General features: G+C 60.6%; 23 protein-coding genes and 2 tRNA genes. 18 read left to right on the forward strand and 7 right to left on the reverse strand.

Annotated elements, in window-relative coordinates:
* Positions 1–5 precede the first annotated feature (5 nt).
* Positions 6–551 carry a sugar dehydrogenase complex small subunit gene (locus tag ACQKKX_RS08870; protein ID WP_427570255.1) on the reverse strand — a complete coding sequence of 182 codons (546 nt, stop codon included), beginning with the start codon at positions 549–551 and terminating at the stop codon, positions 6–8.
* Positions 552–867: 316 nt separating this feature from the next.
* Here ACQKKX_RS08870 and ACQKKX_RS08875 point away from each other — a divergent pair, with 316 nt between their 5' ends.
* The gene (locus tag ACQKKX_RS08875) at positions 868–1,311 is read left to right on the forward strand and encodes a MarR family winged helix-turn-helix transcriptional regulator (RefSeq protein WP_427570256.1); all 444 of its coding nucleotides are present in this window, start codon (positions 868–870) and stop codon (positions 1,309–1,311) included.
* Positions 1,312–1,372: 61 nt separating this feature from the next.
* On the forward strand, positions 1,373–1,684 hold the full coding sequence (locus ACQKKX_RS08880; protein WP_427570257.1) for a hypothetical protein: 312 nt from the start codon (positions 1,373–1,375) through the stop codon (positions 1,682–1,684).
* A 214-nt stretch (positions 1,685–1,898) separates the two neighbouring features.
* Here the strand turns inward: ACQKKX_RS08880 and ACQKKX_RS08885 are convergent.
* A tRNA-Asn gene (locus ACQKKX_RS08885) sits at positions 1,899–1,973 on the reverse strand.
* A 147-nt stretch (positions 1,974–2,120) separates the two neighbouring features.
* Between ACQKKX_RS08885 and ACQKKX_RS08890 the strand changes: the two genes are divergently transcribed.
* Positions 2,121–2,426: a hypothetical protein gene (locus ACQKKX_RS08890; protein WP_427570612.1), complete on the forward strand. Its 306-nt coding sequence runs from the start codon at positions 2,121–2,123 to the stop codon at positions 2,424–2,426.
* Positions 2,427–2,502: 76 nt separating this feature from the next.
* On the opposite strand, the gene ACQKKX_RS08895 is transcribed toward ACQKKX_RS08890, so the two are convergent.
* Complete coding sequence (locus tag ACQKKX_RS08895) at positions 2,503–3,144, reverse strand: exopolysaccharide biosynthesis protein (protein WP_427570258.1); 642 nt, start codon at positions 3,142–3,144, stop codon at positions 2,503–2,505.
* A gap of 540 nt (positions 3,145–3,684) precedes the next feature.
* Here ACQKKX_RS08895 and ACQKKX_RS08900 point away from each other — a divergent pair.
* The gene (locus tag ACQKKX_RS08900; protein WP_427570260.1) at positions 3,685–3,966 is read left to right on the forward strand and encodes a hypothetical protein; all 282 of its coding nucleotides are present in this window, start codon (positions 3,685–3,687) and stop codon (positions 3,964–3,966) included.
* 235 nt (positions 3,967–4,201) lie between these two features.
* On the opposite strand, the gene ACQKKX_RS08905 is transcribed toward ACQKKX_RS08900, so the two are convergent.
* Together ACQKKX_RS08905 and ACQKKX_RS08910 are read right to left on the reverse strand one after the other, a co-directional pair.
* A tRNA-Cys gene (locus ACQKKX_RS08905) sits at positions 4,202–4,275 on the reverse strand.
* Positions 4,276–4,611: 336 nt separating this feature from the next.
* A complete protein-coding gene (locus ACQKKX_RS08910) occupies positions 4,612–4,905 on the reverse strand; it encodes a hypothetical protein (RefSeq protein WP_427570261.1) in 294 nt (97 codons plus the stop codon).
* 254 nt (positions 4,906–5,159) lie between these two features.
* Between ACQKKX_RS08910 and ACQKKX_RS08915 the strand changes: the two genes are divergently transcribed.
* From ACQKKX_RS08915 to exoR, 5 genes are all read left to right on the forward strand, one after another.
* Positions 5,160–5,807, forward strand: coding sequence for a protein-L-isoaspartate O-methyltransferase family protein (locus tag ACQKKX_RS08915; RefSeq protein WP_427570262.1), 648 nt, complete (start codon positions 5,160–5,162; stop codon positions 5,805–5,807).
* A gap of 178 nt (positions 5,808–5,985) precedes the next feature.
* Positions 5,986–6,939 carry a DUF2497 domain-containing protein gene (locus ACQKKX_RS08920; protein WP_427570263.1) on the forward strand — a complete coding sequence of 318 codons (954 nt, stop codon included), beginning with the start codon at positions 5,986–5,988 and terminating at the stop codon, positions 6,937–6,939.
* Between the two features lie 124 nt (positions 6,940–7,063).
* Complete coding sequence (locus tag ACQKKX_RS08925; RefSeq protein WP_427570264.1) at positions 7,064–9,982, forward strand: valine--tRNA ligase; 2,919 nt, start codon at positions 7,064–7,066, stop codon at positions 9,980–9,982.
* Positions 9,983–10,307: 325 nt separating this feature from the next.
* Complete coding sequence (locus tag ACQKKX_RS08930) at positions 10,308–11,591, forward strand: OmpP1/FadL family transporter (RefSeq protein WP_427570265.1); 1,284 nt, start codon at positions 10,308–10,310, stop codon at positions 11,589–11,591.
* A gap of 586 nt (positions 11,592–12,177) precedes the next feature.
* Positions 12,178–12,972, forward strand: coding sequence for an exopolysaccharide production regulator ExoR (gene exoR, locus ACQKKX_RS08935; protein WP_427570266.1), 795 nt, complete (start codon positions 12,178–12,180; stop codon positions 12,970–12,972).
* Between the two features lie 88 nt (positions 12,973–13,060).
* On the opposite strand, the gene xth is transcribed toward exoR, so the two are convergent.
* Together xth and erpA are read right to left on the reverse strand one after the other, a co-directional pair.
* Positions 13,061–13,849 (reverse strand): exodeoxyribonuclease III, encoded by a 789-nt coding sequence (gene xth / locus ACQKKX_RS08940; protein WP_427570267.1) that lies wholly within the window; start codon positions 13,847–13,849, stop codon positions 13,061–13,063.
* A 76-nt stretch (positions 13,850–13,925) separates the two neighbouring features.
* Positions 13,926–14,255, reverse strand: a complete 330-nt coding sequence (gene erpA, locus ACQKKX_RS08945) for an iron-sulfur cluster insertion protein ErpA (RefSeq protein ID WP_427570268.1) — start codon at positions 14,253–14,255, stop codon at positions 13,926–13,928.
* Positions 14,256–14,381: 126 nt separating this feature from the next.
* Here erpA and ACQKKX_RS08950 point away from each other — a divergent pair, with 126 nt between their 5' ends.
* From ACQKKX_RS08950 to tatC, 9 genes are all read left to right on the forward strand, one after another.
* Positions 14,382–15,599 (forward strand): deoxyguanosinetriphosphate triphosphohydrolase, encoded by a 1,218-nt coding sequence (locus tag ACQKKX_RS08950; RefSeq protein ID WP_427570269.1) that lies wholly within the window; start codon positions 14,382–14,384, stop codon positions 15,597–15,599.
* Between the two features lie 62 nt (positions 15,600–15,661).
* Complete coding sequence (argS, locus tag ACQKKX_RS08955; RefSeq protein WP_427570270.1) at positions 15,662–17,419, forward strand: arginine--tRNA ligase; 1,758 nt, start codon at positions 15,662–15,664, stop codon at positions 17,417–17,419.
* Between the two features lie 68 nt (positions 17,420–17,487).
* The gene (locus ACQKKX_RS08960) at positions 17,488–20,346 is read left to right on the forward strand and encodes an SPOR domain-containing protein (protein WP_427570271.1); all 2,859 of its coding nucleotides are present in this window, start codon (positions 17,488–17,490) and stop codon (positions 20,344–20,346) included.
* A gap of 115 nt (positions 20,347–20,461) precedes the next feature.
* Positions 20,462–21,478, forward strand: coding sequence for a beta-N-acetylhexosaminidase (nagZ, locus tag ACQKKX_RS08965; protein ID WP_427570272.1), 1,017 nt, complete (start codon positions 20,462–20,464; stop codon positions 21,476–21,478).
* A gap of 19 nt (positions 21,479–21,497) precedes the next feature.
* Entirely contained in the window at positions 21,498–22,352 is an 855-nt protein-coding gene (locus ACQKKX_RS08970) for a segregation and condensation protein A (RefSeq protein ID WP_427570273.1), read from the forward strand.
* A complete protein-coding gene (scpB, locus tag ACQKKX_RS08975; protein ID WP_427570274.1) occupies positions 22,339–23,073 on the forward strand; it encodes an SMC-Scp complex subunit ScpB in 735 nt (244 codons plus the stop codon). Before ACQKKX_RS08970 ends, scpB begins: the two co-directional genes overlap by 14 nt.
* A 177-nt stretch (positions 23,074–23,250) precedes the next feature.
* Positions 23,251–23,466, forward strand: coding sequence for a twin-arginine translocase TatA/TatE family subunit (locus ACQKKX_RS08980; RefSeq protein ID WP_427570275.1), 216 nt, complete (start codon positions 23,251–23,253; stop codon positions 23,464–23,466).
* Between the two features lie 45 nt (positions 23,467–23,511).
* On the forward strand, positions 23,512–24,300 hold the full coding sequence (gene tatB, locus ACQKKX_RS08985) for a Sec-independent protein translocase protein TatB (protein WP_427570276.1): 789 nt from the start codon (positions 23,512–23,514) through the stop codon (positions 24,298–24,300).
* On the forward strand, positions 24,297–25,124 hold the full coding sequence (gene tatC / locus ACQKKX_RS08990) for a twin-arginine translocase subunit TatC (RefSeq protein WP_427570277.1): 828 nt from the start codon (positions 24,297–24,299) through the stop codon (positions 25,122–25,124). Before tatB ends, tatC begins: the two co-directional genes overlap by 4 nt.
* Positions 25,125–25,172 lie beyond the last annotated feature (48 nt).

Below are 25,172 nucleotides of genomic sequence, written 5' to 3' on the forward strand. Positions count from 1 at the left end.
AGGCGTCAGAAGCGCGGCATGGGGGCCGAAAGTGGAACGTTGGGACGCGTCCACAGGTTTGGGCCGGAAATGCCGTAAGAAGGGATCGTGACGACATCGCTGGTCGTCTTGAAGGTCAGCGCTTCTTCATAAGTGAAGACTTTGGCATCACGCTTGTCCGAGGAGCAGCCGCTGTACCAGGCGAAGATGACCCAATGGGCAAAGTCCCTGAGTTCGCCTTCCGGAATGTCGTTGAAAAAATCCTCGACCTGCGCGGCATGCTTCTTGTCCGCGATCGCGATGATCGCATCGAGCATGCCGGCAAAATTGGGGTACTGGCCGCTCGCGGTTTCGGCGATGCGGGCCCCGACCTCTGGATTGAGGCCGTGGTTGATCAACAGACTGGACAGCTGCATGAACCGGCTCTGTGCGCCGGCATCGATCGCGGCCAGCGAAATGCCCGGACACAGCGAGGCGGCAAAACTTCCTGCAAGAAGGGTGGCGCCGCTGAGAAGCATGCCGCGGCGCGACATGAGCAGCTTGTCGTTAGGATCACTCGGATGTCTTTTCATTACTTTACTGTCCGTGAGAAGGGCAGGGCAATTGCCTGCGGGGAATGGAAGGGGTTGCCAAGCCGGCGCGTTGCATCCGCATTCAATGTCGGGCAAGGTCGCGCTCTTCACCGTGGCGAGGGACGCCGGGCATCTGGAGGCTGGAAACTGCTGAAGGATATCGGCATGCGGACGTCACGAAAAAAAGGCGCAAGCAGACCCACTGACGCTGTCGCGAGACAGCGCAGTCCTCCACCGCGCCAAATTAGTTGGATAGCTGACGATCGGTTACGCCACCAATTGGCGTATGTCAATCTGTCGCAGGAAGAGGTTTTTCGTGATCGTTACCGCCGAGCATATGCTCAATACCCACGGGATCCTGTTGCGGCGCTGCCAGCAGGTGGCGCTGGCGCTGTTTAGCGAGCAGGCGGCCGAACATGGATTTTCTCCCACTCAATATAGCGCGCTGGCCTTCACCTATATCGAGCCCGGCATCCAGCAGAACGTGCTCGGCGAACGGATCGCGCTTGACCGCTCGTCGGTGACCAAATGTGTGGAGATTCTGGAGAGGGATGGCCTGATCCGACGCGATGTAGATCGCAATGATCGCCGTGCCCGGATGCTTTATATCACGCCGGAGGGGGAAAAGGTGCTGCAGACCGTGCATGATGCCGCGCTAAGGGCGAGAAGCCGGATTTATGCGACGATTGGAAAGGAGCGTTTCCAGAATTTCCTGGAAGACATGAAGGCGTTCAGCGCAATCCTGGATGAGCGTTCGTAACGCGATGGAGCGAGGCACAGCGCCCGAGCAGGTCGATTCTCTTTGTCAAATGAGGAACAAAATGATTCCGGCGCCGTTATGCGCGGTCATTCGCACGAAATGCATCAGCGCACCGGGACCAACCATGTTTTCCAGCAGTGTTTCGACAACCGTTCTCTCCTCTGAGGACCTGGAGGAGATCAACCGCTTCCATACAGCTTGGTGTGAGGAGAACGGTGTCGACAAGGCCGACGCGAAGGCCCTGGACGTCGCTTCAAGCCTGATCGAGTGGTACGCATCCGATACCAAGTACCGCTCGCGCGCAAAGCTCGAACACGAGCCGGCATTGCCGGAATCGGACCGTATCAGATCGCTTCTCATGCAAATTACGTGATCGTGGCCGTAAGCGGTCCGAACGGCAGATTGCCAGCACTGGGGCAGTAGAGCCGCGTGGGCGAAAAGCTGCCGCCTGCGGATGGAGATACGGCAACCATTCCATGCTGCGCGGACGATGACCGAAGCAGCCCTGCAAGCTCAGTAACAGATGCCAAAAATGAAAACGCCTGCTTTCGGATCTCTCAACGAAAGCAGGCGTTTATCTTCGAATTTGGCTCCCCGGGCCGGATTCGAACCGGCGACCTGTCGATTAACAGTCGAATGCTCTACCGCTGAGCTACCAGGGAAAAACCGCGTCGCCGCGGCGGTGAGCGGGGTAATACAAACGCTTGGACGATTTGCCAAGCGGTTTTTGTAAAAAAAATGAAGGAACTTGTTTTATCCACCGCGACTTCCCACCTCGCGCTTGTGAGAGCATCATAAACGGAGGCCAGATGGCGGCGGCGGAGAAGGCAAAAAAATCCGGATTCGGGATCGATCCCAAGGACGGCAAGCTGATGCTTGGCCGGTTCCGGCTTCCCATGCCGCGCTCGCGCCTGGGACGAATGGCGCTCGGCACTCTGCTGGTGATCGGCGGCTGTCTTGGATTTCTGCCCATTCTCGGTTTCTGGATGGTCCCGCTGGGTCTTGTCGTGCTTTCCGCCGATATTGCCTTCGTGCGGCGCCTGCGCCGGCGGATCGCCGTCTGGTGGGCAAGACGTCAGTCTGGGAATGCCCGCCAGCCCCGCAATGTCGGATAGGCGCTACCGCCCGCAACGCTGTCAGGCCCTGCGGGCAATGAATTGTGGATGGTCGAGAGCAGGCTGGCGCAGCCTGTCAGCTGACGACGGACATCAGGCCCTGGCCGGCGCTGAAGGCGGCATAGGCGAGCGCTGCGAAATATATCTTCGTTCCCACCAGAAAGGCATAGCCGCCCAGCGCAACAAGGCCGTCGCGCTGGATCATGCCGACCGCCAGCATCAGGATCGCCACCGCCGGCAACGTGTTGGAAAAGGGAATGAGACCGAGCGGGAACATCAGAAGGACGCCGCCGACGGTAATGGCCAGCGCATTGACGCGATTGGCGATCGCGCTGCCCGTCACCTGCGTCAGGCGCGGTTTTACGAAACGGTCCAGCTTGCCGACAATGCCGATGCCCCGCTTGAGGGCCGGGACCAGTTTTTCGGTGTCCAGCTTGCGGTCGAGAATGCGTTTCGGCAGCCAGGGCAGGCGGTTGAGGCATACGGCAATGCTGATGAGGATGATCGCGGCGCCGAAAACGGTGCTTACACCGGGAATGGAGACCGGGATAAGAAAGGGCAGGCAGGCGACGGCGCACAGCAATAGCAGGCCCTGCTCGCCGACGGCGTCCATCAGTTCGCGTAATGTGATCGACTGACCGCGAATGCCGTCGACAAGCGTCTGCAGGCTCTCCGTCAGGGAGCGCGATGAATCTTCAAATTGGACGGACTGCTGCACATTCACCTCCGTGTTGATGCGGGAGTGACCTATGTAGCAGTTTTGCGCGATGAGACCAGCGTCAGGCCTTGCCGCGTCCGGCGCACTGCCCGCGCCGAACGAAACGTGCAACAATATCGGCCAAGCCGGCGCTGTCGGCTTACTTATGCGCGACGAAGTGATCGTACACACCGACGCAGACGACAAGCGCCAGAACCGCGAGCACGAACGGATTGATGGTGGTGACGAAATCAAGATATTGCATGACGGTTTCTCCTCCTGCCGCATGACCATTTTGAAGCAGCGCCGGGCATCACTGTGCCGGGGGTGCCGCTCGTCTTTGCGCATCGCTGGCGCGATGCGGCGCCACGGGTCTCCTCAGGCCTTGGCACGGGTTTTATATTAGCAGATGCGACTGCATGCGGCCAGAGGTGTTTTTCAGCTCCCCGTTCTACAAGTTCTTCTAGATGGTTTTCGATAGGGCGATTGGTCAGCATCGCTCAAGAAAGCGGGTCCATACTTGCGTCATGTCTAATGTGCCAGACGGGGAAGGCGGCGGGCATGGTGAAGCTGGTGGTGATCGAAGGGGGCAAGGGCGGAGGGGCACGTGGCGGAACGGCTGAATGGCACCGCCCCACCGCAGACGATGTGCGAAAGGAAGCGGAAAGACGTATTCACGCCAGCGGATATGACGACTGGCGCATTCGCGAGTTGGCGACGGGCGCGCCGATGCCGATCGAAATCCGCTACCTGCGCATGCAGATCGAATACGCCGCCCAGGCCATTGCCCGTTTCGTGAAGATCCCTAGAGATTTCACGTCGGATAGCTACTGGCCGGCGTGAGCGCTGCGACCGGCTGTTGGATGTCATGCAGGATAATCGAGAACGGCCACGTGATCTCGTGGCAGCGACGTGACGTCAATCGGTCACCCGACCCCGTTCTAAAGCTAACGGCGGTCGCGTTCGGCACTGCTTTTGACAGGGAAGGGCGGTAAAGTCCAGCGTTGAGACACGCGCCACGGCTCGAGGCGGCCAATTTAGCGCGCAAGCGTAAGATACTGACTATTCGGGAAATTGATGGAGGCCTCGCCGAGAATCGAACTCGGGTGCAAGGATTTGCAGTCCTCTGCGTCACCACTCCGCCACGAGGCCATCCGGGTATTCATCGAGCGGTGACGGGCGTTTAGAACGAATCCATGAACCACGCAATAGGGCCGTGGTGAAGTTTATCGTTTTTTCATGTCAGCCATTCGAAGACATGGGTTGAAGGTATGGTATCTTCTATTTTGGCATGTCGGTTCAGCCGCAGGTGAAGATCTCAAGGCATTTCTGGGTAAGGGAAGGAGGGTGCCGTTGCTGCTAAACTCAGCCGATGGGTCGATGAAAGCTCGCGCAGGAAAACAAATGGTTCTCCGATGATGTAAGAGACACATTCGTTGAGTAAAAATAATGACATGAGTATTTCTGTACGTGTCGCCAAATCACGAATTAAGCCTTCGCATCTGCGCGCAGCATTTCCGCGATCATCGTACCTAGCATCGTGTGAATATTCCTGGCGGTACCGATGTCGAATCGCAAACGGCTTGCGACCTCGACGGTCGGAGAACCGTTTACATCCATGATCGCAGAGCCTAGCGACAAATAGACAATATTGTTGTGGTGTCGACATTCTGTAATCATGTCGACAAACTTCACCGGCGTGCCGTCGTCGCGCACGGACCAGAAATTGTTGAAGCTCGCGACTTTCTCTAGACTGTCGCGCAAGGTGGCTTGCTCTGCCATTGCTATCTCCTCGAAACGTGACACTCTATCGCCATAAAGATCCACCCGCGTCCAGCGCATAGTGAATTTTACGTTAACGGGCCGCAGGGCGGTGTGCCATGCGTGTACGGCGCATTATGCTTCTCCGCGCTGCTGAACACGCGCACCTGCCAGTACTGGAGTTTTTCCTGGTCCTGCCACGCCACGACTTGAAAGCCGCTGGCACCGTCAGTAAGACGGGAAACAGTTGGACCGCTTTGATGAGGCGCAGAAGCATGACCGATTACGAAAAAGCCCGGATCACCATGGTGGATAACCAGATTCGCACGACCGATGTCACGTCGCATTCGGTCCTCAAGGCATTTCTCACCGTCCCCCGCGAAGCCTTCGTGCCGGACGCCGTCAAGCCGATTGCCTATATCGACAACGATATCGAGGTGGCGCCGGGCCGTTACGTGTTGGCCGCTTCGCCGCTCGCAAAGCTGCTGCAACTGGCGGCCGTCACCCGCGAGGATCTGGTTCTCGAAATCGGCTGTTGCACCGGCTATACTGCAGCGCTTTTGTCGCATCTGGCTGGCGGTGTCGTCACGCTTGATAGCGACGGTGACCTGGTTGCGCAGGCGCAGAGCCTGCTTACCGGCTACGACAATGTTCAGGCCGTCTCCGGAGACATGGCAGCGGGCCATCGTGACGAAAGCCCCTATGATATCATTTTCATCAGCGGTGCGGTGGAAGAGGTGCCGGCCGGCCTGTTTGACCAGTTGCGCGATGGTGGCCGCCTGATCGCCGTCGTCGGGCACGGAAATTCAGCGTTCGCGACCCTGTTTACCAAGGAAAACGGTGGCATTTCCGCAACGCCGCAGTTCAACTCGTCGATCCGTCCTCTCCCGGGCTTCCTGAAAGCGCGAGAGTTCGTCTTCTGATCGGCTATCGGCAAGGACGCGCCGGATAGCGGGACGCGTCGAACAAATCTGTGCACGCGCAGCATGACTGGCCCGCCATCGATTGTTTCGAGGCGGGCTTTCCCGTTAAAATGCCGATGATTCGTCCCGGCTCATACTTGAGGCTGCGGATCCGCGAACCGTCAGATCGGGGAAGAGTATGGCTCAGCCAAGTGTAGCGCGTGAACCCTCCATGGAAGAGATCCTGGCTTCGATACGCCGGATCATCGAGAGCAATGAACCGGTCGTTGAAGGTTCCGCGCGTCGTGACTTTTCCGATTACAACGATGATGACGGCATTTCTGATGATGCCGGCGATCTTGCCTTCGTGCCGGACATGGCCGCGAATGACCGCGGCATTCCCGCGCGCGACGCAACCGTGTCTCGGTCGAGTTTGCAAGGTAGTGATTTTCCGACGCCATTGCGCAGCGAGCACGAGGCGCAGACCCGCCAACGAACCGAGACCGAGGCTAGTCCCGCAGCCGTCCCGGAACGCTCGCTTTCGCTCGCCGACGTGGCTGCCCGTGTGCGCGCCGCTTCCAGCCGCGCACCTGAAGCGCCCTCCGAGGTTGCACGGGAACCTTTGAAGGCTGCCGGCGAGCCCGCCTCGATCTCGCAGCCGCAGCCACAGCCCGTCGCCACTGCGTCGCCACGACCCTTGCCGCGTCCCGTTCTGCCGGCCATTCCGGAACTCGGCGTTGCGGGCTTTACCCCCGACGACGCGCCTGCCGAACCTGAAAGGATGCCCCGCATCGTGGAATCTGCCGCCGAACCGACCCTTCCAAAGATCGTTTTTGACGAACCGGGCGCTGTTGACCAGACTGCGGAAGCTGCCGCGGAAGCGCCCTTGGACGAGGCCCGCGCGGAAAGTCTGCCGGCCAAGATCGAGGCTGCTGCCAACCTGATGTCGGCCGAAGCCGGTGCGCAGGTTGCCCGCTCCTTTGGCGAACTAGCCGATATGCTGGATGGCTTCAATAAGCAGTCCGTCGAGGAAATGGCACAGGACATGTTGCGGCCCATGCTGCAGGAATGGCTGGACTACAATCTGCCGACACTCGTCGAACGTCTCGTGCGCGAGGAGATCGAGCGCGTGGCCCGCGGCCCCCGCCGATAAACTCCTGCTGCTGTGGCGACGGGTCAGGCCGCTCCGGCGACGGGGCGGCTTTTTTATTGACTTCACCCGCCCCACATACGTAACACCGCACCATCCTATTCAGAAAAGAAAAACGGGTCAGGAAATGCTCGATAAGACCTTCGATTCCGCCGCCGTCGAACCGAAAATCGCATCCGCCTGGGACGAGGCAAACGCGTTTCGTGCCGGCGTCAATGCCAAGCCGGATGCGGAAACCTTCACCATCGTGATCCCTCCGCCGAACGTCACCGGTTCGCTGCATATGGGCCACGCGCTCAACAACACGCTGCAGGACATCATGGTCCGCTTCGAGCGCATGCGCGGCAAGGACGTGTTGTGGCAGCCGGGCATGGACCATGCCGGTATTGCCACGCAGATGGTTGTCGAGCGCAAGCTGGCCGAAAATGGTAGCAATGTTACTCGTCGCGACCTTGGTCGCGAGGCATTCATCGAAAAAGTCTGGGAGTGGAAGGAAGAGTCCGGCGGGCTCATCTTCAACCAGTTGAAGCGCCTGGGCGCCTCCTGTGACTGGTCGCGCGAGCGGTTCACCATGGACGAGGGGCTTTCCAAGGCCGTTCTCGAGGTTTTCGTCACGCTCTACAAGCAGGGCCTGATCTACCGCGGCAAGCGGCTGGTCAACTGGGACCCGAAATTCGAGACGGCGATTTCCGATCTCGAAGTCGAGTCGAAGGAAGTCGACGGCCATATGTGGCACTTCAAGTACCCGCTGGCCGGCGGCGAAACCTATACCTATGTCGAGAAGGATGCCGACGGTAACGTCACGCTGTCGGAAGAGCGCGACTATATCTCGATCGCCACCACCCGTCCCGAAACCATGCTGGGTGATGGCGCGGTTGCCGTCCATCCGTCCGACGAGCGTTATGCGCCTATTATTGGCAAGCTCTGCGAAATTCCGGTCGGTCCGAAGGAGCATCGCCGCCTGATCCCGATCATCACCGACGAATATCCGGAGCCGGATTTCGGTTCGGGTGCGGTCAAGATCACCGGTGCGCATGACTTCAACGACTATCAGGTCGCCAAGCGCAACAGGATCCCGCTTTACCGCCTTATGGATACGGTTGCCGCCATGCGCACCGATGGCGAAAGCTACGCCGAATGCGCGGCAAAGGCTGCCGCCATCACCAAGTCCGGCGAACTGCCGAGCGAGGCCGAGGTCGACGAGATCAACCTCGTTCCCGACGAATATCGTGGCCTCGACCGCATGGTCGCTCGCGCCAAGATCGTCGAGACGATCAATGCCGAAGGTCTGGCTGTCACGGTCAAGGATGCCGAAGGCAACGATATTCCTTACGTCGAGAAAAAGAAGATCATGCAGCCGTTCGGCGACCGCTCCGGGGTCGTCATCGAACCGATGCTGACCGACCAGTGGTTCGCCGACGCCAAGACGCTGGCCGAGCCGGCGATCGCTTCCGTTCGCGAAGGCCGCACCAATTTTGTCCCGAAGAACTGGGAAAAGACCTACTTTGACTGGATGGAAAACATCGAGCCATGGTGCATTTCGCGCCAGCTCTGGTGGGGGCATCAGATTCCGGCCTGGTACGGCCCGGATGGCCAGTGCTTCGTCGAAAAATCCGAGGAAGAAGCGCTCGACGCTGCCGTTCAGCATTATCTGGCCCATGAAGGTCCATGGAAGGCCTGGGTTCAGGAAAGGCTCGAAAACTACGAGCCGGGCTCGATCCTCACGCGCGACGAGGACGTTCTCGATACGTGGTTCTCGTCCGCACTGTGGCCGTTCTCGACGCTCGGCTGGCCGGATAACACGCCGGAATTGGCGCGCTATTACCCAACCAACACGCTCGTCACCGGTTTCGACATCATCTTCTTCTGGGTTGCCCGCATGATGATGATGGGCCTGCACTTCATGAAGGACGAGGAGGGTAATGCCGTCGAGCCGTTCAACACGGTTTACGTTCACGCGCTGGTTCGCGACAAGAACGGCCAGAAGATGTCGAAGTCGAAGGGCAACGTCATCGATCCGCTGGAACTGATCGACGAATATGGTGCCGATGCGCTGCGCTTCACGCTCGCCATCATGGCGGCGCAGGGACGTGACGTGAAACTCGACCCGGCCCGTATCGCCGGCTACCGCAACTTTGGCACCAAGCTGTGGAATGCGACGCGTTTTGCGGAGATGAACGGCGTCAAGCGCGATCCGCATTTCATTCCGGATGCGACGACGCTGACGATCAACCGCTGGATCCTGACGGAACTCGGCCTCACCATCCGTGACGTCACTGAGGCGATCGAGACGCATCGCTTCAACGAGGCAGCGTCTTCGCTCTATCGTTTCGTCTGGAACCAGTTCTGCGACTGGTATCTGGAGCTCCTGAAGCCGATCTTCATGGGTGACGACGAGGTTGCCAAGAGGGAAGCGCAGGGCTGCGCCGCCTACGTTCTTGAAGAGATCTACAAGCTGTTGCATCCGTTCATGCCCTTCATGACCGAAGAGCTGTGGGCTCATACCGACAGCCGTGCCAATCTTTTGTGCCATACCGATTGGCCGGTTCCGGAATTCGCGGATGCAACGGCAGCCGCCGAAATCAACTGGCTGGTGGATCTCGTCACCGGTTTGCGGTCGGCGCGCTCGGAGATGAACGTACCGCCATCGGCAACGGCGCCGTTGATCGTCGTCGGCGCCAGCGAACTGACGCATGGCCGTCTGCAGCGACATGATGCTGCCATCCGTCGTCTCGCGCGCGTGGACGCCATCTCGCTGGCAGACACGGCGCCGAAGGGCGCGGCCCAGGTGATCGTCGGTGAGGCAACGGCCTGCCTGCCGCTTGGCAGCCTGATCGATTTTGCGGCCGAACGGGCGCGGATCGAGAAGACCCTTTTCAAGGTGGATGCCGATATCGGCCGCGCCAAGGGCAAGTTGTCGAACGAGAAATTCGTCGCCAACGCCGATCCGGAGGTGGTCGCGGCGGAACGGGAGCGTCTTGCCGAACTCGAGGTCCAGCGTGCCAGCTTGCTGACGGCGTTGCAGCGGCTGAACGAGGCGGATTGAGTCTGGGATAACCCCTTGGATTTGAGTGGTAAAAGGCGCGCCGGGTAACCGGCGCGCCTTTTGTGTTCCAAGATGGGTGAAAAGGTGCCGCTGTTGCGGCGGTGCCACGGCCACTGCCGGTTGCGTGAAATCATTCTAATGAGACCGCCCATTCCGCGTGGCTGTGAAACGAAATTCTACCAAGAAGCGCACAAGTGCAGCTTCTTCATCGGCCCACGTCAATTTTCAATGGTTTGCAGCGATATTCCGCCCGTCACGGAAAGTTGTTATTTGCGGATAACTGCATCACACTGATTCCCACAACTGCTGGGAGGAGCGGGTTCACATGACGTTCAAAACTAAGACTGCCTCGATTGTTCTTGCTGCCGGCGGGTTGCTGGCCGTGCAGGCGCCTGCATTTGCTGGCGGCCTTGAACGAGGCGGTTACAATATCGATCTGCTTTTCGATCCGTCGTCGGTTGCGGCGGAAGCCGCGACGACCTTTGTCGCTCCCGATCGCGAACTGAAGAATGTCGTAGACGATCCGGGTCTGGTTGCGGCACCTCCGGGCCCGCGTCCGGGTGGCAACCTCAACGGCCTTTCGGACACCGCGAACGACAGCGAAAATTATTGGACCACGCGTCTGGGCATCAAGGGCGGCGTTGAAAATGCGGACTGCATGTTCGACTACTCGCAGCCCTGGGGCGCCCATCTGAAACCTGGCCGCAACTGGGCCGGTGCCAACCAGAATATCGAAACCAAGGTCAACAGCCGCAACTACGCGCTGACCTGCTCCTATCGATTCGATGCCGGACCGGGTCAGCTCCGCCTGATCGGTGGTGCCTTCTATCAGGAGGTCTACGGTTTCAAGGAGCGCCTTGTTCAGGACCTGACGGGCCTTCCGCCGATCCTGACGGGCGGTCGCACCGGCATCGGTCGTCTCGATCTGGAAGGCGACGGCTGGGGCTGGCGCGCTGGCGTCGCCTACGAGATCCCGGAATATGCACTGCGGGCGAGCCTCGTCTATAACAGCGAGGTGAAGCTTGACGACATCACCGGCACGTTGAACCTCAGCCAGGTTCCGCTGCCGCTTCCCAATGGCGGCGTTCTGCCGGTCTATGGTTCGCAGGCTATGCCTGATTCCCTCGAACTCAAGCTGCAGTCCGGTATCGCGCCGGATTGGCTGGCATTCGGCTCCGTTAAATGGACCGACTGGAGCCAGCTTCAGCGCGTGACGTTCAGCTGCAACGTCCCCGGCGCACCGACCCTGTGCGGTCCGGGCATCGTCGCCACTTCGCTCGACTTGGGCTATCGCGACGGCTGGACGATCAGCGGCGGCATCGGCCATAAGTTCAACGAGCAGTGGAGCGGCGCGGTATCGCTGACTTGGGATCGCGGTACGTCGCAGGGATATGGCACGCAGACCGATACCTGGACCGTCGGTACCGGCGTTTCCTATACGCCGACCAAGAATGTCGAGTTCCGGCTTGCCGGTGTGCTCGGTATCCTGACCAGCGGTTCCTCCGGCACGGTCATCATCGACGGGGCAACCGTCGGCAATGACGTGCATTACGACTTCGACAATGATCTCGTTGCAGCTGTCTCGACATCCGTTAAAGTCAGATTCTAAGGCCTAGCCCTAACTGCTGTGAAGATCACGAAAGCCCGGTTTGCCGCCGGGCTTTTTGCCGGCCGGCCGCGCGATCAGAGGTCGAAATTGGCGGCTGAAAATGTGACGATTTGGCAACATCTGTCTGCGACCATGAGCGCCAGCGTTTTTGTGGTGGAATTTGTCCATTTCCCGCCACAAACAGAGCGCAGCGATAGTTGCAACGAAATGTACGGACCTCGGGGGCGGGGCTCGTTGTCGGGGAAATATGGGCGGTTATTCGGAAGAAATGTCATTGAATCAAGGCTCTCGGCAGTCTGCGATTTGCGGTGGCGTTCTCGTATCCATGGCTGCGGCTAAAGGTCGTAGTCTTGCCGAAAACCGGGACTACTGTTTCTCCGATCGGACGATGGTGCAGCTCCCCTGGAAGACGATGTTCGGACAGAACCGTGTCCATCCTGAGCGTAGGGGCCAGAGTGTGTATTGGAGTATCGGCATGAGCATGGGATGCGATCGGCGGCCCGCCTTGGGTGCATCTGCCAGTTTGGCGAAAATACATGGCATTTCGCTGCGTTCCGAATGCTGCGAGGCGGAAGAAGTCTGAACCATGCTGAAGACTGAACTACGCTCCCTGAGAGCTGCTTTCCTCGTATTCGTGCTGGCATCGATAGCTGCCGCGCCTGCCTCGGCTTTCGACATCAATGCGGGCGTCAACAAGGAATCCGGTCCGTTCGATCTCTTCAAGTTCGGCTTCAAGGCCTACAAGAACGGTCAGAAGAAGGATGCGGTGGAAGCCTATCGTTACGCCGCCGAAAAGGGTCATACCGGCTCGCGCTGGGCTCTCGCCAACATGTATGCCTATGGCGACGGCGTCGTGCAGAACGATTTCGAAGCCTTCAAGATCTATAGCGATATCGCCAGCCAGGGCGTCGAGCCCGGCTCGGAAGATACCGGCTTCTTCATCAACGCCTTGCTGTCGCTTGCCGGCTATTATCGCGAGGGGATCCCCGGGACGCCGGTGAAGGCCGATCTTTATCAGGCACGCCAGCTCTATTTCCAGGCGGCCTCCGCCTTCGGCGTGGCCGAGGCGCAGTTCCGGCTTGCTCGTATGATGCTCGCTGGCGAGGGCGGCCGCACCGATGTGCAGCAGGCCAAGAAATGGCTTAATCAGGCGCGCAAGAGCGGCCATGCCGGGGCCATGGCCGTGTTCGGCAATATCCTGTTCGATGAAGGCCAGACGCTTCGCGGACTCGCCTTCATGACCGCGGCGCTCGATCGCTGCGGCAAGAAGGATTGCCCCTGGATGCAGCAGATGCAGGAGGACGCCTTCTCGCTGTCCACCGAAAACGACCGTCGCAACGCGGTCGCTCTGGCGCAGAGCCTGGAGCGGAGCGGCGACTGAGCAAGGCGCGGTGTGCGCGGTCCGAAGCTCAAAACTGGGTCGGTTGGCGTGACTGAAGCCGGGTGCGTTTCCCGGCTGGGTCTCAGGCTCAGGCGAAATCGAACACGGCTGACACCGGCACATGGTCTGACGGCTTTTCCCACGCACGCGTCGTCTTCTCGATCGAGGTCGATTTCAGACGATCGCTGGCTTCCGGCGACAGAAGCAGATGGTCGATGCGGATGCCGTTGTTCTTCTGCCAGGCGCCGGCCTGATAATCCCAGAACGTATAGAGTTTCGTCGCATCGGTCGTGGCGCGCACGGCGTCGGTGAGACCGAGTGCCTCCAGACGGCGGAAGGCAGCACGTGTCTGCGGCAGGAAAAGTGCATCGGTGGCCCAAGCGGCCGGATCGAAACAATCATGCGGCTCGGGAATGACATTGTAGTCCCCTGCCAGAATAAGCGGTTCCTCAAGCAGCAGTAGCTTTGCCGCATGCAGGCGCAGCCGCTCGATCCAGGCAAGCTTGTAAGGGTATTTGACCGGATCGTCGGACGGATTGCCGTTAGGCAGGTAAATCGACGCCACGCGAAGGACGCCGCCCGGCCGCGAAAAGACAGCTTCGATATAGCGCGACTGTTCGTCGCTGTCGTCGCCGGGCAGACCGCGCATCACCTCGTCGGGCTTGGTCTTGGAAAGGATCGCGACGCCGTTGAAACCCTTCTGGCCATGGGTTTCGACATGATAGCCGAGCGCCTCGATCTCCAGACGCGGAAATCCCTCATCGATGGATTTGATTTCCTGGAGGCAGGCAATATCCGGCGACGATTCGGTCAGCCAGGCGCGCAGGTTGTCGATCCGTGCCTTGACGCCGTTGATGTTCCAGGTCGCGATTTTCATAAGCCAGACTTCCTTCCGTTCGGGCCTTTTTATCGCAAGGCCGGCGCATTGGAAGGAAAAAGACGGTCAGCGCTCGTCAGATGGCAAAACTCGTGCCGCATCCGCAACTTGCGACGGCATTCGGATTCCGGATCTGAAAGGACTGGCCCAGGAGATTGTCGACGAAATCGATTTCCGAACCGGCCATGTAGACGAGGGATAGGCTGTCAACGAGCACTTTCGCGCCACCCTTGGCAATCACGATATCGTCCTCTTGCTGATCCTCCACCAGATCGAATTTGTAGGAAAAACCCGAGCAGCCGCCGCCTTCTACGGAGACACGCAGTGCCTGCTTTCCAACATCGGCGCTGACGATTTCGGCGATCCGCTTGGCAGCAGCGTCGGAGACGGTAACATCATTGGTCATTTGAGGCTCCTTCCGGATTGAAGGTCCGGCGAGATATGGTCATCGGCTTTATAGCCTTGTTGCACTATAGGTATGAAGGGTTAAATGACGCGTCAATGCTTCGCGGCGTTTCTGGAAGGCTTTTGAATGACGATCGACACACGCAGTCTGGGTTTTGGAAGCGGCGACAGGGCGATTTTCGCGGCCGATCCCTGGACCTCGCGCGGCCGGCTGTTTCCCGAAGCGGGCAGCCTGACCCGATCCGAATTCCAGCGCGACCGCGATCGCATCGTCCACACCACAGCCTTTCGCCGCCTGAAACACAAGACGCAGGTGTTTATCGGGGTCGATGGCGACCATTACCGCACACGGCTCACCCACACGATCGAGGTTGCGCAGATCGCCCGCGCGCTGGCGCGCGCGCTCAAGGTCGATGAGGATCTTGCCGAAGGCGTGGCGCTGGTTCACGATTTCGGCCACACGCCGTTCGGCCATACCGGCGAAGATGCGCTGGACGAGATGCTGAAACCTTACGGCGGCTTCGACCACAATGCTCAGTCCTTGCGCATCGTTACCAAGCTGGAGCGTCGCTATGCGGATTTCGACGGCTTGAACCTGACCTGGGAGAGTCTTGAAGGCCTGGTCAAGCACAACGGGCCGATGATGACGAAAGCGGGCCAGGGCATCAAGGGGCCGGTGCCGCAGCCAATCCTCGACTATTGCGAAATCCACGATCTGGAAATCGCCAGTTTCGCCAGCCTCGAAGCGCAGGTTGCGGCGATTGCCGACGATATCGCCTACAACACGCATGATATCGATGATGGCCTGCGCTCCGGTTTCCTGACGCTCGACATGCTGGAGGAAGTGCCGTTTCTTGCAGCGATGATGCGCGGGGTGCGGGACCGCTATCCCAACCTTGAACCCAGCCGGTTCGCGCACGAGATCATGCGCCGGCAGATTACCCATATGGTGGAGGACGTCATCGGCGTTGCGCAGCAGCGGCTGGCAATACTCAAGCCGCAAAGCGCTGCCGATATTCGCGCCGCCGATCTGCCGATGGCGACCTTTTCCGCGGAGATGGCGGAAACCGACCGACAGATCAAGAAGCTGCTGTTTACCCGCATCTATCGCCACCCGGATATCATGCGGATCCGAGCCGGGGCGGCCGAGATCGTCTGCGATCTTTTCCGCGCCTACATGGCAGCGCCGCAGGAGATGCAAAGTCATTATTGGGTCAGCCAGATGGCCGAACTCAGCGAGGCCGCGCGAGCACGCCATGTTGGCGACTACCTGGCCGGCATGACCGATACCTATGCCGTCAAGGCCCATCTGCGGCTGTTTGACCGGACCCCCGAATTGCGTTAGGCACCCCGCCACATGAACCACTATCGCGGGGGCGTTTGGGCCTGCCGCGCGGATTATAGACCATGAACCTTTTTGCCGATTTCGACCTGCGCATCAAAGCTGCCCTGGAAACGCTGGATATCGTGAAGGAAAAGCGCGCCGAGCTCGATTTCGGCCGTATCACCATCGAGCCTCCGCGAGACCAGAGCCATGGCGATGTCGCAACAAATGCGGCCATGGTGCTGGCCAAGCCGCTCGGCACCAATCCGCGGGCGCTGGCAGACCTCATCGCGCAGGCGATGCGCGCAGACACGGATGTCAGCGAAGTGTCGGTGGCGGGTCCCGGTTTCATCAATATTCGCCTGTCCACCGGTTATTGGCAGCGCGTTCTCGCCGTCATGATCGCGGGCGGGACCGATTACGGACGTTCCGCGATCGGCGGCAACCGCAAGGTCAACGTCGAATTCGTGTCCGCCAATCCGACCGGGCCGATGCATGTCGGTCATTGCCGCGGCGCGGTCGTCGGTGACGCCCTGGCCAATCTGATGGCCTTTGCCGGCTACGACGTGACCAAGGAATATTACATCAATGATGCCGGCGGTCAGATCGATGTTCTGGCAAAATCGGTGTTCCTGCGATATCGGGAGGCGCTTGGGGAAACCATCGGCGCCATCCCCGAAGGTCTCTATCCCGGCGACTACCTCGTGCCCGTTGGCGAGGAACTGGCGCGGGAATTCGGCACGCGTCTGCACAACATGCCGCAGGACGAATGGATGCCGATCGTGAAGGATCGGGCGATCGACGCGATGATGGCGATGATCCGCGAGGATTTGCACGCGCTCAACGTTCATCACGAAATCTTCTTTTCCGAGCGTGCGCTTCATGCCGACGGTGCGCAGAAGATCCGCACGGCGATCAACGATCTGACCTTCAAGGGCCATGTCTATCGCGGCGCCTTGCCGCCGCCGAAGGGCGAGGTGACGGAAGACTGGGAAGATCGGGAGCAGACCCTGTTCCGCTCGACCGAAGTCGGCGACGATATGGATCGTCCGTTGATCAAGTCGGATGGCTCCTACACCTACTTTGCCGCCGACGTCGCCTACTTCAAGGACAAGTTCGATCGCGGCTTCGAAGAGATGATCTATGTGCTGGGTGCCGACCATGGCGGTTACGTGAAGCGGCTCGAAGCCGTGGCAAGGGCTGTATCGGAAGGGCAGTCGAAACTGACCGTTCTGCTCTGCCAGCTTGTCAAGCTTTTCCGCGATGGCGAGCCGGTCAAGATGTCGAAGCGTTCCGGCAATTTCGTGACGCTGCGGGAAGTCGTCGACGAGGTCGGGTCCGACAGCGTGCGCTTCATGATGCTCTATCGCAAGAATTCCGAACCGCTCGATTTCGACTTTGCCAAAGTGACGGAACAGTCGAAGGACAACCCGGTCTTCTACGTTCAGTATGCGCATGCACGCTGCATGTCCGTCTTCCGCCAGGCCCGCGAGGCATTCCCCGATCTTGATATTGATTCGCTCGATCTGGCCGAATCGGTCGCCGGTATTACCGATCCGAACGAGTTGCAGCTCGTCGCCAAGCTGTCGGAATACCCGCGTGTCATCGAGGCCGCGGCGCAGGCGCAAGAGCCGCATCGCGTTGTTTTCTATCTCTATGATCTCGCCAGCGCCTTCCACGGGCACTGGGCCAAGGGCAATCAAAACGTCGACTTACGATTTATTAACGACAAAAACAGAGAATCGAGTATAGCCAGACTGGGGTTGGTGCATGCCGTCGCTTCCGTGTTGAAGTCAGGGCTCGCCATAGCGGGCACTGACGCTCCGGTAGAAATGCGGTAGCATTGCCACCATTTCCCCATATTGCGCTGGCATATGCAATTGTTACGCGTAGGTAAGTGGACGAGGGAATGGCAGACAACAACCTTGCACTCGGCCGGCACGATGGTCCGGACATCTTTGCGGAAGACGATCCGCTGGCGGAACTCGCCCGCATCGTCGGTTACGAAGACAGGTCGGCACGCCCATCTGCTCAGGCCGCGGCACCGCGCCGTGAACCCGAGTTTAATCTCGAAGACGAATTGATGCGCGAATTCGAGCGTTACGACGCGCCGCGCCTCGATCCTGCCAACGATATCGGGCCGGCCGTCGTCGCCGGCTCCGCGCGTCAGCCTGTTGAGACGCCCGTTATCGAGACGACGCAGCCGGTTGCCGTCGCTCACGCCATGCCGGTATTCGAGACGCCGGCACCTGTCGACCGCAATCCGCCGTTGCAGCATCTCCCATTCGACCTGACGGCCGGTGCCCCGGCCATGCCCATCCAGCCACGGGCGGCGTTTTCGCATGCCGATCTGGTGGCCGAACTTGAGTCCTCGCTTGCGCCTGCTGTTCAGCGCCAGCCGATGCAGGATGAAGCGGTGTCGGCCGATGTCACGGTCCCGGCCGACGTTGCGGCTCCGTCCGAGGCGGCGCCGACCGCGCGTCCGGCTGACAAGGGATATAAGCCCGGCTTCCGCATGCCGATCGCCAATTTCCAACGCACTGACACGCCTGCGCGTGAAACCTATCGGCCGTCGCCAATCGAACCTGCGCAAGTCGCCGTGGCGGCGGCCGCTGTCGCGCCCACTGAAGCCGTCAAGCCAGTTGCCGTCGAAACGAACGAATCGATCTGGAGCAGCCTCGAGCGCGAACTGACAGGCGAGGGTTTCGCGCCGCTCGCTATGCCTGCGGTCGAAACGCGTGCGGTCGAGCCGTCACAGGACATGCAGACGCCGGTTTCGTTAGTTGCGCAGACAATGCCGGAGCCGACCGTAAGCGCCGCTGCGATCCAGGAACAGGCCCTGCCGGTCGACACGGCATCCGTGGGCCGCGAGGCGGTATTGACGGCTACGGTAGCGCAGACGCCAGTGTTCTCGCAGCGGGAAGAAATGATCCGTCATACGGATCGTATCTCGGCGCAGAAGCCGGTCATCGTCGACCAGGCCGACAAGCTGGCGCCGACCGATGCCGATCTGATCGATGACGATTTCGAGCTCGCGCTCGACGATCTCGATCTCGACTTTTCGGAACTCTCCGAGCCGGAACCCGTCGCGCCTGCGCGGTCTATCCCGGGGGCGGCCCCGGTTGCCCCGGTTCAGGCCGCTTACCAGAACGAGCGACCGGTCGTATCGCAGGCCGCAGCCTATAGTGCGCCTCCAAGCCATGTTCCTGCACACGCACCGGCGCCGGCCGATGTCCCTCCCTTTGCTGCAAGCAGCGGGACCGTCGATGCCGAACAGTTCGATCCAACGCTCATCGCCGAGGGCGAAGAGCATGTCGAAAGCATGTTCGAGGTCGACGTGCCGGAATTGCCGGTCGAAGAACCCGTCGTCCTGCCGAAGCACGACGCCGATTTCGATATCGATCTCGATGCCGAACTTGCCAATCTGCTGCAGGCTTCGCCGGTAGCTGCCCCGTCTCTCACCAGAGGCAGTGCCGCCACGGACAATTCCGCTCAGGCGCGGCCGACGATGTCGCGCGCAACGCCGACGACCGCGGTGCCGGTCGCCGTTGCAGAGCCGGCCGCAGCCGTGGCAAAGCCATCCTACGATGCCGATCTCGATGACTTCGAGCGGGCCTTGGAAGAGGATTTCCGCCGCAGTCTGTCGAACCCGCTGCCGCAGGGCGCGGGTGCGACCGACGACAGAGACGACGGCTATGCGGCGCCCGCCGTGGCGCGGCAGGTCCGTTGGGGTGCTCCTGCGGCGATTGTCGGCGTTCTTTTGATGGGAGGGCTTTCGGCTTACGCCTATTATGCGAGCGGACTTCCCGGCAAGGCCGAAAGCGGCCAGCCGCTGGTCATTGCGGCGGACAAGGAGCCGGTCAAGATTGCGCCCGAAAATCCGGGCGGAAAGACCGTTCCCAACCAGGATAAGGCGGTCTACGAACGCGTGGCCGGCGGGTCCAGCGATGCGCCGCGCCAGGAAACGCTGATTTCCAGCAACGAAGAACCTATGGACGTCGTGCAGCGGACGCTGACATCCGACAACCTGCCTTTGCAGGGCGAGGAAGAAGCGCAGATCGAAGGTCTGGACACGCAGGATCCGCGTCTGCTGCCGCAGCAGGCAAACGCCCTCCCGCAGGGTGAGCAGCCGGTCAGCGTCATGCCGCGCAAGGTTCGTACCATGGTCGTTCGGCCCGATGGCACCCTGGTCGAGCAGGAGGTCTCCGCACCCGTGGCGGCTATCCAGCAGGCGGCTGTGCCAGCACAGCCGGTGGCTTCGCAGAAGGTTCCGGCGCAGCCGGCACTGGCCGAGCCGACGGTAGCGCCGAAGACAGCCCATATCGCTCCGGCCACGCCGGCACCGATGAGCGCTCCCGCAGAACCGTCGGAGCCGGCTGAGCTTGTAACCGCCAGCGCCCCGGCACGACCGGTCCCTGCCGCACGTCCTGCCGAACAGCCCGTCAATGTCGTCGCTTCGGTTTCGGAGCGCGGCAATGTTCAGCAGGCGGTCCCGGCACCGCAGCAGGTCGCCTCGATTGCGGCAGGTGGCTATTTCATCCAGGTTGCCTCGCTGCCGTCGCAGGCCGATGCGCAGAAATCCTATCAGAACCTGTCGAACAAGTTCGGCACGGTCATCGGTGGTCGCGGCGTCGATATCAAGGCTGCAGAGATTGCCGGCAAGGGGACGTTCTACCGCGTTCGCATCCCGGCTGGCGGCAAGGATGAAGCGGTGCAGCTTTGCGAACGGTATCGCTCTGCCGGGGGCAGCTGCCTCGTGACGCGCTAAGCGACTGAACAATCTGACAGAGCAGACGGGGCCGATGGCCCCGTTTTGCGTATGGGCGTAGAGACGGTGCAATGCCGCTCTCGCAATTGCAGCCGACCGCTTTATGATTGCTGCCATGAGCGAATCAAAAGCAATGATTCTCGGCTGCGCCGGGACCGCCCTTACCCCCCATGAGATCGACCTCTACAAGGGCGAGCGCCCCTGGGGATTCATCCTGTTTGCCCGCAACCTGCAGGCGCCCGAGCAGATCCGTGATCTGGTCGCCGCCATGCGGGACGCCGTCGGTCGTCCCGATGCGCCGGTCCTGATCGACCAGGAAGGGGGACGCGTCCAGCGCATCCGTCCGCCCATGATCGAGAAATATCCCCCGGCGCAGCTGCTCAGCGAACTCTACCGGGCGGACAGGGCAAGGGGTTTGCGCGCGGCATGGCTGATGTCGCGCCTGCACGCCTTCGATCTGATGAAGCTCGGCATTACGGTCGATTGCCTCCCGGTCCTCGACGTGCCGGTCGAAGGTGCCAGCAATGTCATCGGCGACCGCGCTTACGGTTTCGATCCGGTCACGGTGGCCGAAATGGGCCAGGCGGCGGCTGAGGGCCTCAAGGCTGGCGGCATGCTGCCTGTCATGAAGCATATTCCCGGCCACGGCCGTGGCATGGCCGATTCGCACCATGAGCTTCCAGTGGTGAATGCTCCGCTTGAAGACCTTGAAGCGCATGATTTTCGTCCGTTCATGGCCATGAAGGACGAATTGATGGCCATGAGCGCCCATATCGTTTTTACCGCACTCGATCCGGAGCGTCCGGCCACGACATCGCGCAAGGTGATCGAAGAGGTCATTCGCGGCCGGATCGGTTTTGACGGCTTGTTGATTTCCGACGACAGTTCCATGAACGCCCTGAAGGGGACACTCGGCGAACGCGCTGCCGACATTGTTGCCGGCGGCTGCGATATCGTCTTGCATTGCAATGGCCTGATGGACGAAATGAGGCAGGTCGTGGATAAGGTTCCGCTGCTGGCCGGCGAGGCGCTGCGCCGCGCGCAGGCGGTCGAGACTGGTTTCCGCACGCCGGATGATGCCGATGAAGCGGCGGTTCGGGCGGAATTCTGGTCATTGCTGCCGACGTCCTAGGCTGCAGGAGGGGAGGCGCATGGCGAGCGAACGATCGAAGAGCGCCACGCCGATGGAAAAGCTCTGGCAGGATGCCGAGGACCGTGCGGTCACCGACCCGGCGCTTGTGATTGACGTCACCGGTTTCGAAGGGCCGCTTGATCTGCTTCTGCATCTGGCCCGCACCCAGAAGGTCGACCTCCAGCGGATTTCAGTTCTGGCTCTCGCCGAACAGTATCTCCAATTCATCGAAAGTGCCCGCAAGGTGCGCATCGAACTTGCCGCCGACTATCTGGTCATGGCCGCATGGCTCGCATTTCTCAAATCCAAACTGTTGATCCCCCAGCAGAGCCGCGGCGATGACGGCCCGACCGGTGAGGAAATGGCGGCCATTCTGGCGTTTCGCTTGAAACGGCTGGAATCCATGCGGGAACAGGCGACCATGCTGGTCAACCGCAACCGCATCGGCCGCGATATCTTCGTGCGCGGCGCGCCGGAGCATATTCCGCAACGCAGCCAGTCGGCCTTCGATGCGAGCCTCTACGACCTGTTATCCGCCTACGCCAACCTTCGCCAACGGCAGGCCGTGACGCAGGTCACGATCGAGCGCCGGAAAGTCTGGTCGCTGGTCGAAGCGCGGCAGATGCTGACCGACATGATCGGCGAGATCGCAGACTGGACGGCGCTGCAGGACTATCTGTTGCGATACATGCCGGCGGAAGAGCGGGTGACGGCGACTGCAAGCGCCTTTGCCGCCTCGCTCGAACTGGTGCGGGAGGGCAAGCTCGAGCTGCGGCAGGACGGCGCCTTCCAACCGATCTATCTGCGCGAGGGGCGCAGACCGCCGCTATCGGTCGTTTCGACCGAACAGGAGAGTGACCGTGCAGACGACTGAAGACGATAGCTTGCCTCCGGAAACGGAGATGGAGGCCGAGAACGGGCAGGGCGAGACGCCGCGTTTCACCCTGTCCGACTTCGATATCCAGCGGACAGTCGAGGCACTGGTCTTCGCTTCGGCGGAACCGGTTTCAGAAGCCTATCTCGCCGACCGCCTCCCGCGCGGTACGGATATCGCCGCTGCGATGCGTCAGCTGGCGGCCTTCTATGCGGGGCGGGGCGTCAACCTCCTGCGGGTCGAGGATCGCTGGGCTTTCCGTACAGCGGCCGACCTGTCCTTCATGATCCGTCGCGATGAAACCGAGGTGAAGAAGCTTTCGCGTGCCGCGCTGGAAGTGCTGGCGATCATTGCCTATCACCAGCCGGTAACGCGCGCCGAGATCGAGGAAATTCGTGGCGTCCAGACGTCCAAGGGCACGCTCGACGTGCTGATGGAAGCAGGCTTCGTACGGTTTCGGGGCCGGCGACGTTCGCCGGGGCGTCCGGTCACGCTTGGTACGACGATCGGTTTTCTCGATCATTTCGGTCTTGAAGAACTGCGCGATCTCCCCGGTCTCGAAGAACTCAAGGGCGCCGGCATGCTTTCCGGGCGTATCCCTCCGAATTTCAATATTCCAATCCCCTCGCTTGGGGACGATCTGACCGAGGATGAGGATCCGATCACGCAGCTCGATCTGGAAGAACTGGGCCTGCTGGCGCCGAGCGGTGGTGGCGAATAAGGCGCAGACTAGTTGCGAGAACCGTCGTCCGCGCTTCTGATGACGCAGACGTTATCGACTTGCTCACCCCGAGCCGCGTTCGAGCATGCATGGCGCGATTTGGTATTTGAAAAATTCCGGCAATACGCTTACACCGGGCCAAAGGCGCTTTAGCCGCGCGATCCATGGAGTTTGAAAATGGGTAGTTTCAGTGTATGGCACTGGTTGATCGTTCTGGTCATCGTGTTGATCTTCTTCGGCCGCGGCAAGATCCCGGATCTGATGGGCGACGTTGCCAAGGGCATCAAGAGCTTCAAGAAGGGCATGGCCGACGACGACGCGCCGACGGACAATTCCAAGACCGTTGACGGCCGTACCGTCGACCACAAGGCCGAAGAGACAAAGACTAGATAACAGAAGGCGTCTCTGCAGAGACGCGATTCGGCGGGAGCCGCGTGAATGTTGGATATCGGCTGGACCGAGCTTTTGGTCATAGCGGTCGTCATGATCGTTGTGGTCGGGCCGAAGGATTTGCCCCCCATGCTGCGGGCGTTCGGAAAAATGACGAGCAATCTGCGCAAGATGGCCGGCGATTTCCGCACCCAGTTCGACGAGGCGCTGCGTGAAGCGGATATGGATGATGTGCGCAAGACCATCTCCGACGCCAAGAGCCTGAACCCCGCCAATGCGCTGCGCGATGCGATCAATCCCCTGCGCCAGATGGGCCAGGAGATCCGTGACGACCTGCAAAAGGCGACCACTTTTCCCAAGCAGGCGGAAAATGGCACGTCGGCTGACGATCCGATGCTGACGGGCGAGGGGACGCAGGACGCCGACGACCTCGCTGATGCGACGGTCCCGCAGGCGGCAACGGCGCCGGTCCAGCCCGCCGCTGCTGCACCCGCCGCCGCCGCTCCCGCTCCCGCCACAACAACTCCTGGGCCGGCCGTGCCTTCCGCCGTGCCCGATACCCTGACCGCCGCTTCGGACGTTCCGGTGCGCAAGCAGCGTGCGCCTCGCGCCAAGGCGGGGGGCGATGCGCCCTTGACGGCCGACGCCCCGGTCGTGTCCAAGCCAAGGGCCAGGAAGGTCGGCACTACGGCGGATGGATCGGCGACGGGCGTCCCGCAAGCGGTAACTTCTGCCGGCAAGCCCGCCAAACGGCCTGCAAAGCAGGAGACGGCCGTTGCTGTCGCAAGAAGCCCGCGCGCGCCCAAAAAGGTCACCCCGCCGAAGGATGAAGCATGACCGGCGATATCGATGACAAGCCGCAGCCGCTGATGGAGCATCTGCTGGAACTGCGCACACGCCTTATCTGGTCGCTGGCCGCGTTCTTCGTTGCATTTCTCGTCTGCTTCTTCTTTGCCAAGGGCCTGTTCAACATTCTTGTCCAGCCTTATCGCTGGGCAGTGATCTGGGCGGGTCTGGACGTTTCGAAGTCGGAACTGATCTATACGGCGCCGCAGGAGTTCTTCTTCACCCAGGTCAAGGTGGCGATGTTCGGTGCGCTGGTCATTGCCTTCCCGATCATTGCCTCGCAGCTTTACAAATTCGTGGCGCCGGGCCTCTACAAAAACGAACGCGCAGCCTTCCTGCCGTTCCTGATTGCCTCCCCGATCCTGTTCCTGATGGGCGCGGCTCTCGTCTATTTCTTCTTCACGCCCATGGTCATGTGGTTTTTCCTGGCCATGCAGCAGGCGCCTACGGATGGCGGCGTGGCGATTTCGCTTCTGCCGAAGGTATCGGAATATCTCAGCCTGATCATGACACTGGTCGTGTCTTTCGGTCTGGTGTTCCAGTTGCCGGTGGTCACGACGCTGCTGGCCCGCGTCGGCCTTCTCACCAGCGACTGGCTGCGGGAAAAGCGCAAGTTCGCGATCGTCATCGCATTCGTCGTCGCCGCCGTGCTGACGCCGCCTGACCCCCTGTCCCAGATCGGTCTTGCGCTACCGACCATCCTTCTCTACGAGATTTCCATCTATGCCGCACGATTGGTGGAGCGTAAGCGCAAGGATCAGGATCTGGCTGAATCTGGCGATAGCGTCTCCGCTTCACCGGCGGACCCAGTCTAACGCGCTCCGGAACACTGTCTTGCTCAGGCCGGAGCAAACCTCGCGGCC

Origin of the sequence: Neorhizobium sp. NPDC001467, assembly GCF_050275975.1 — a bacterium.
Classification (GTDB): Bacteria; Pseudomonadota; Alphaproteobacteria; order Rhizobiales; family Rhizobiaceae; genus Neorhizobium.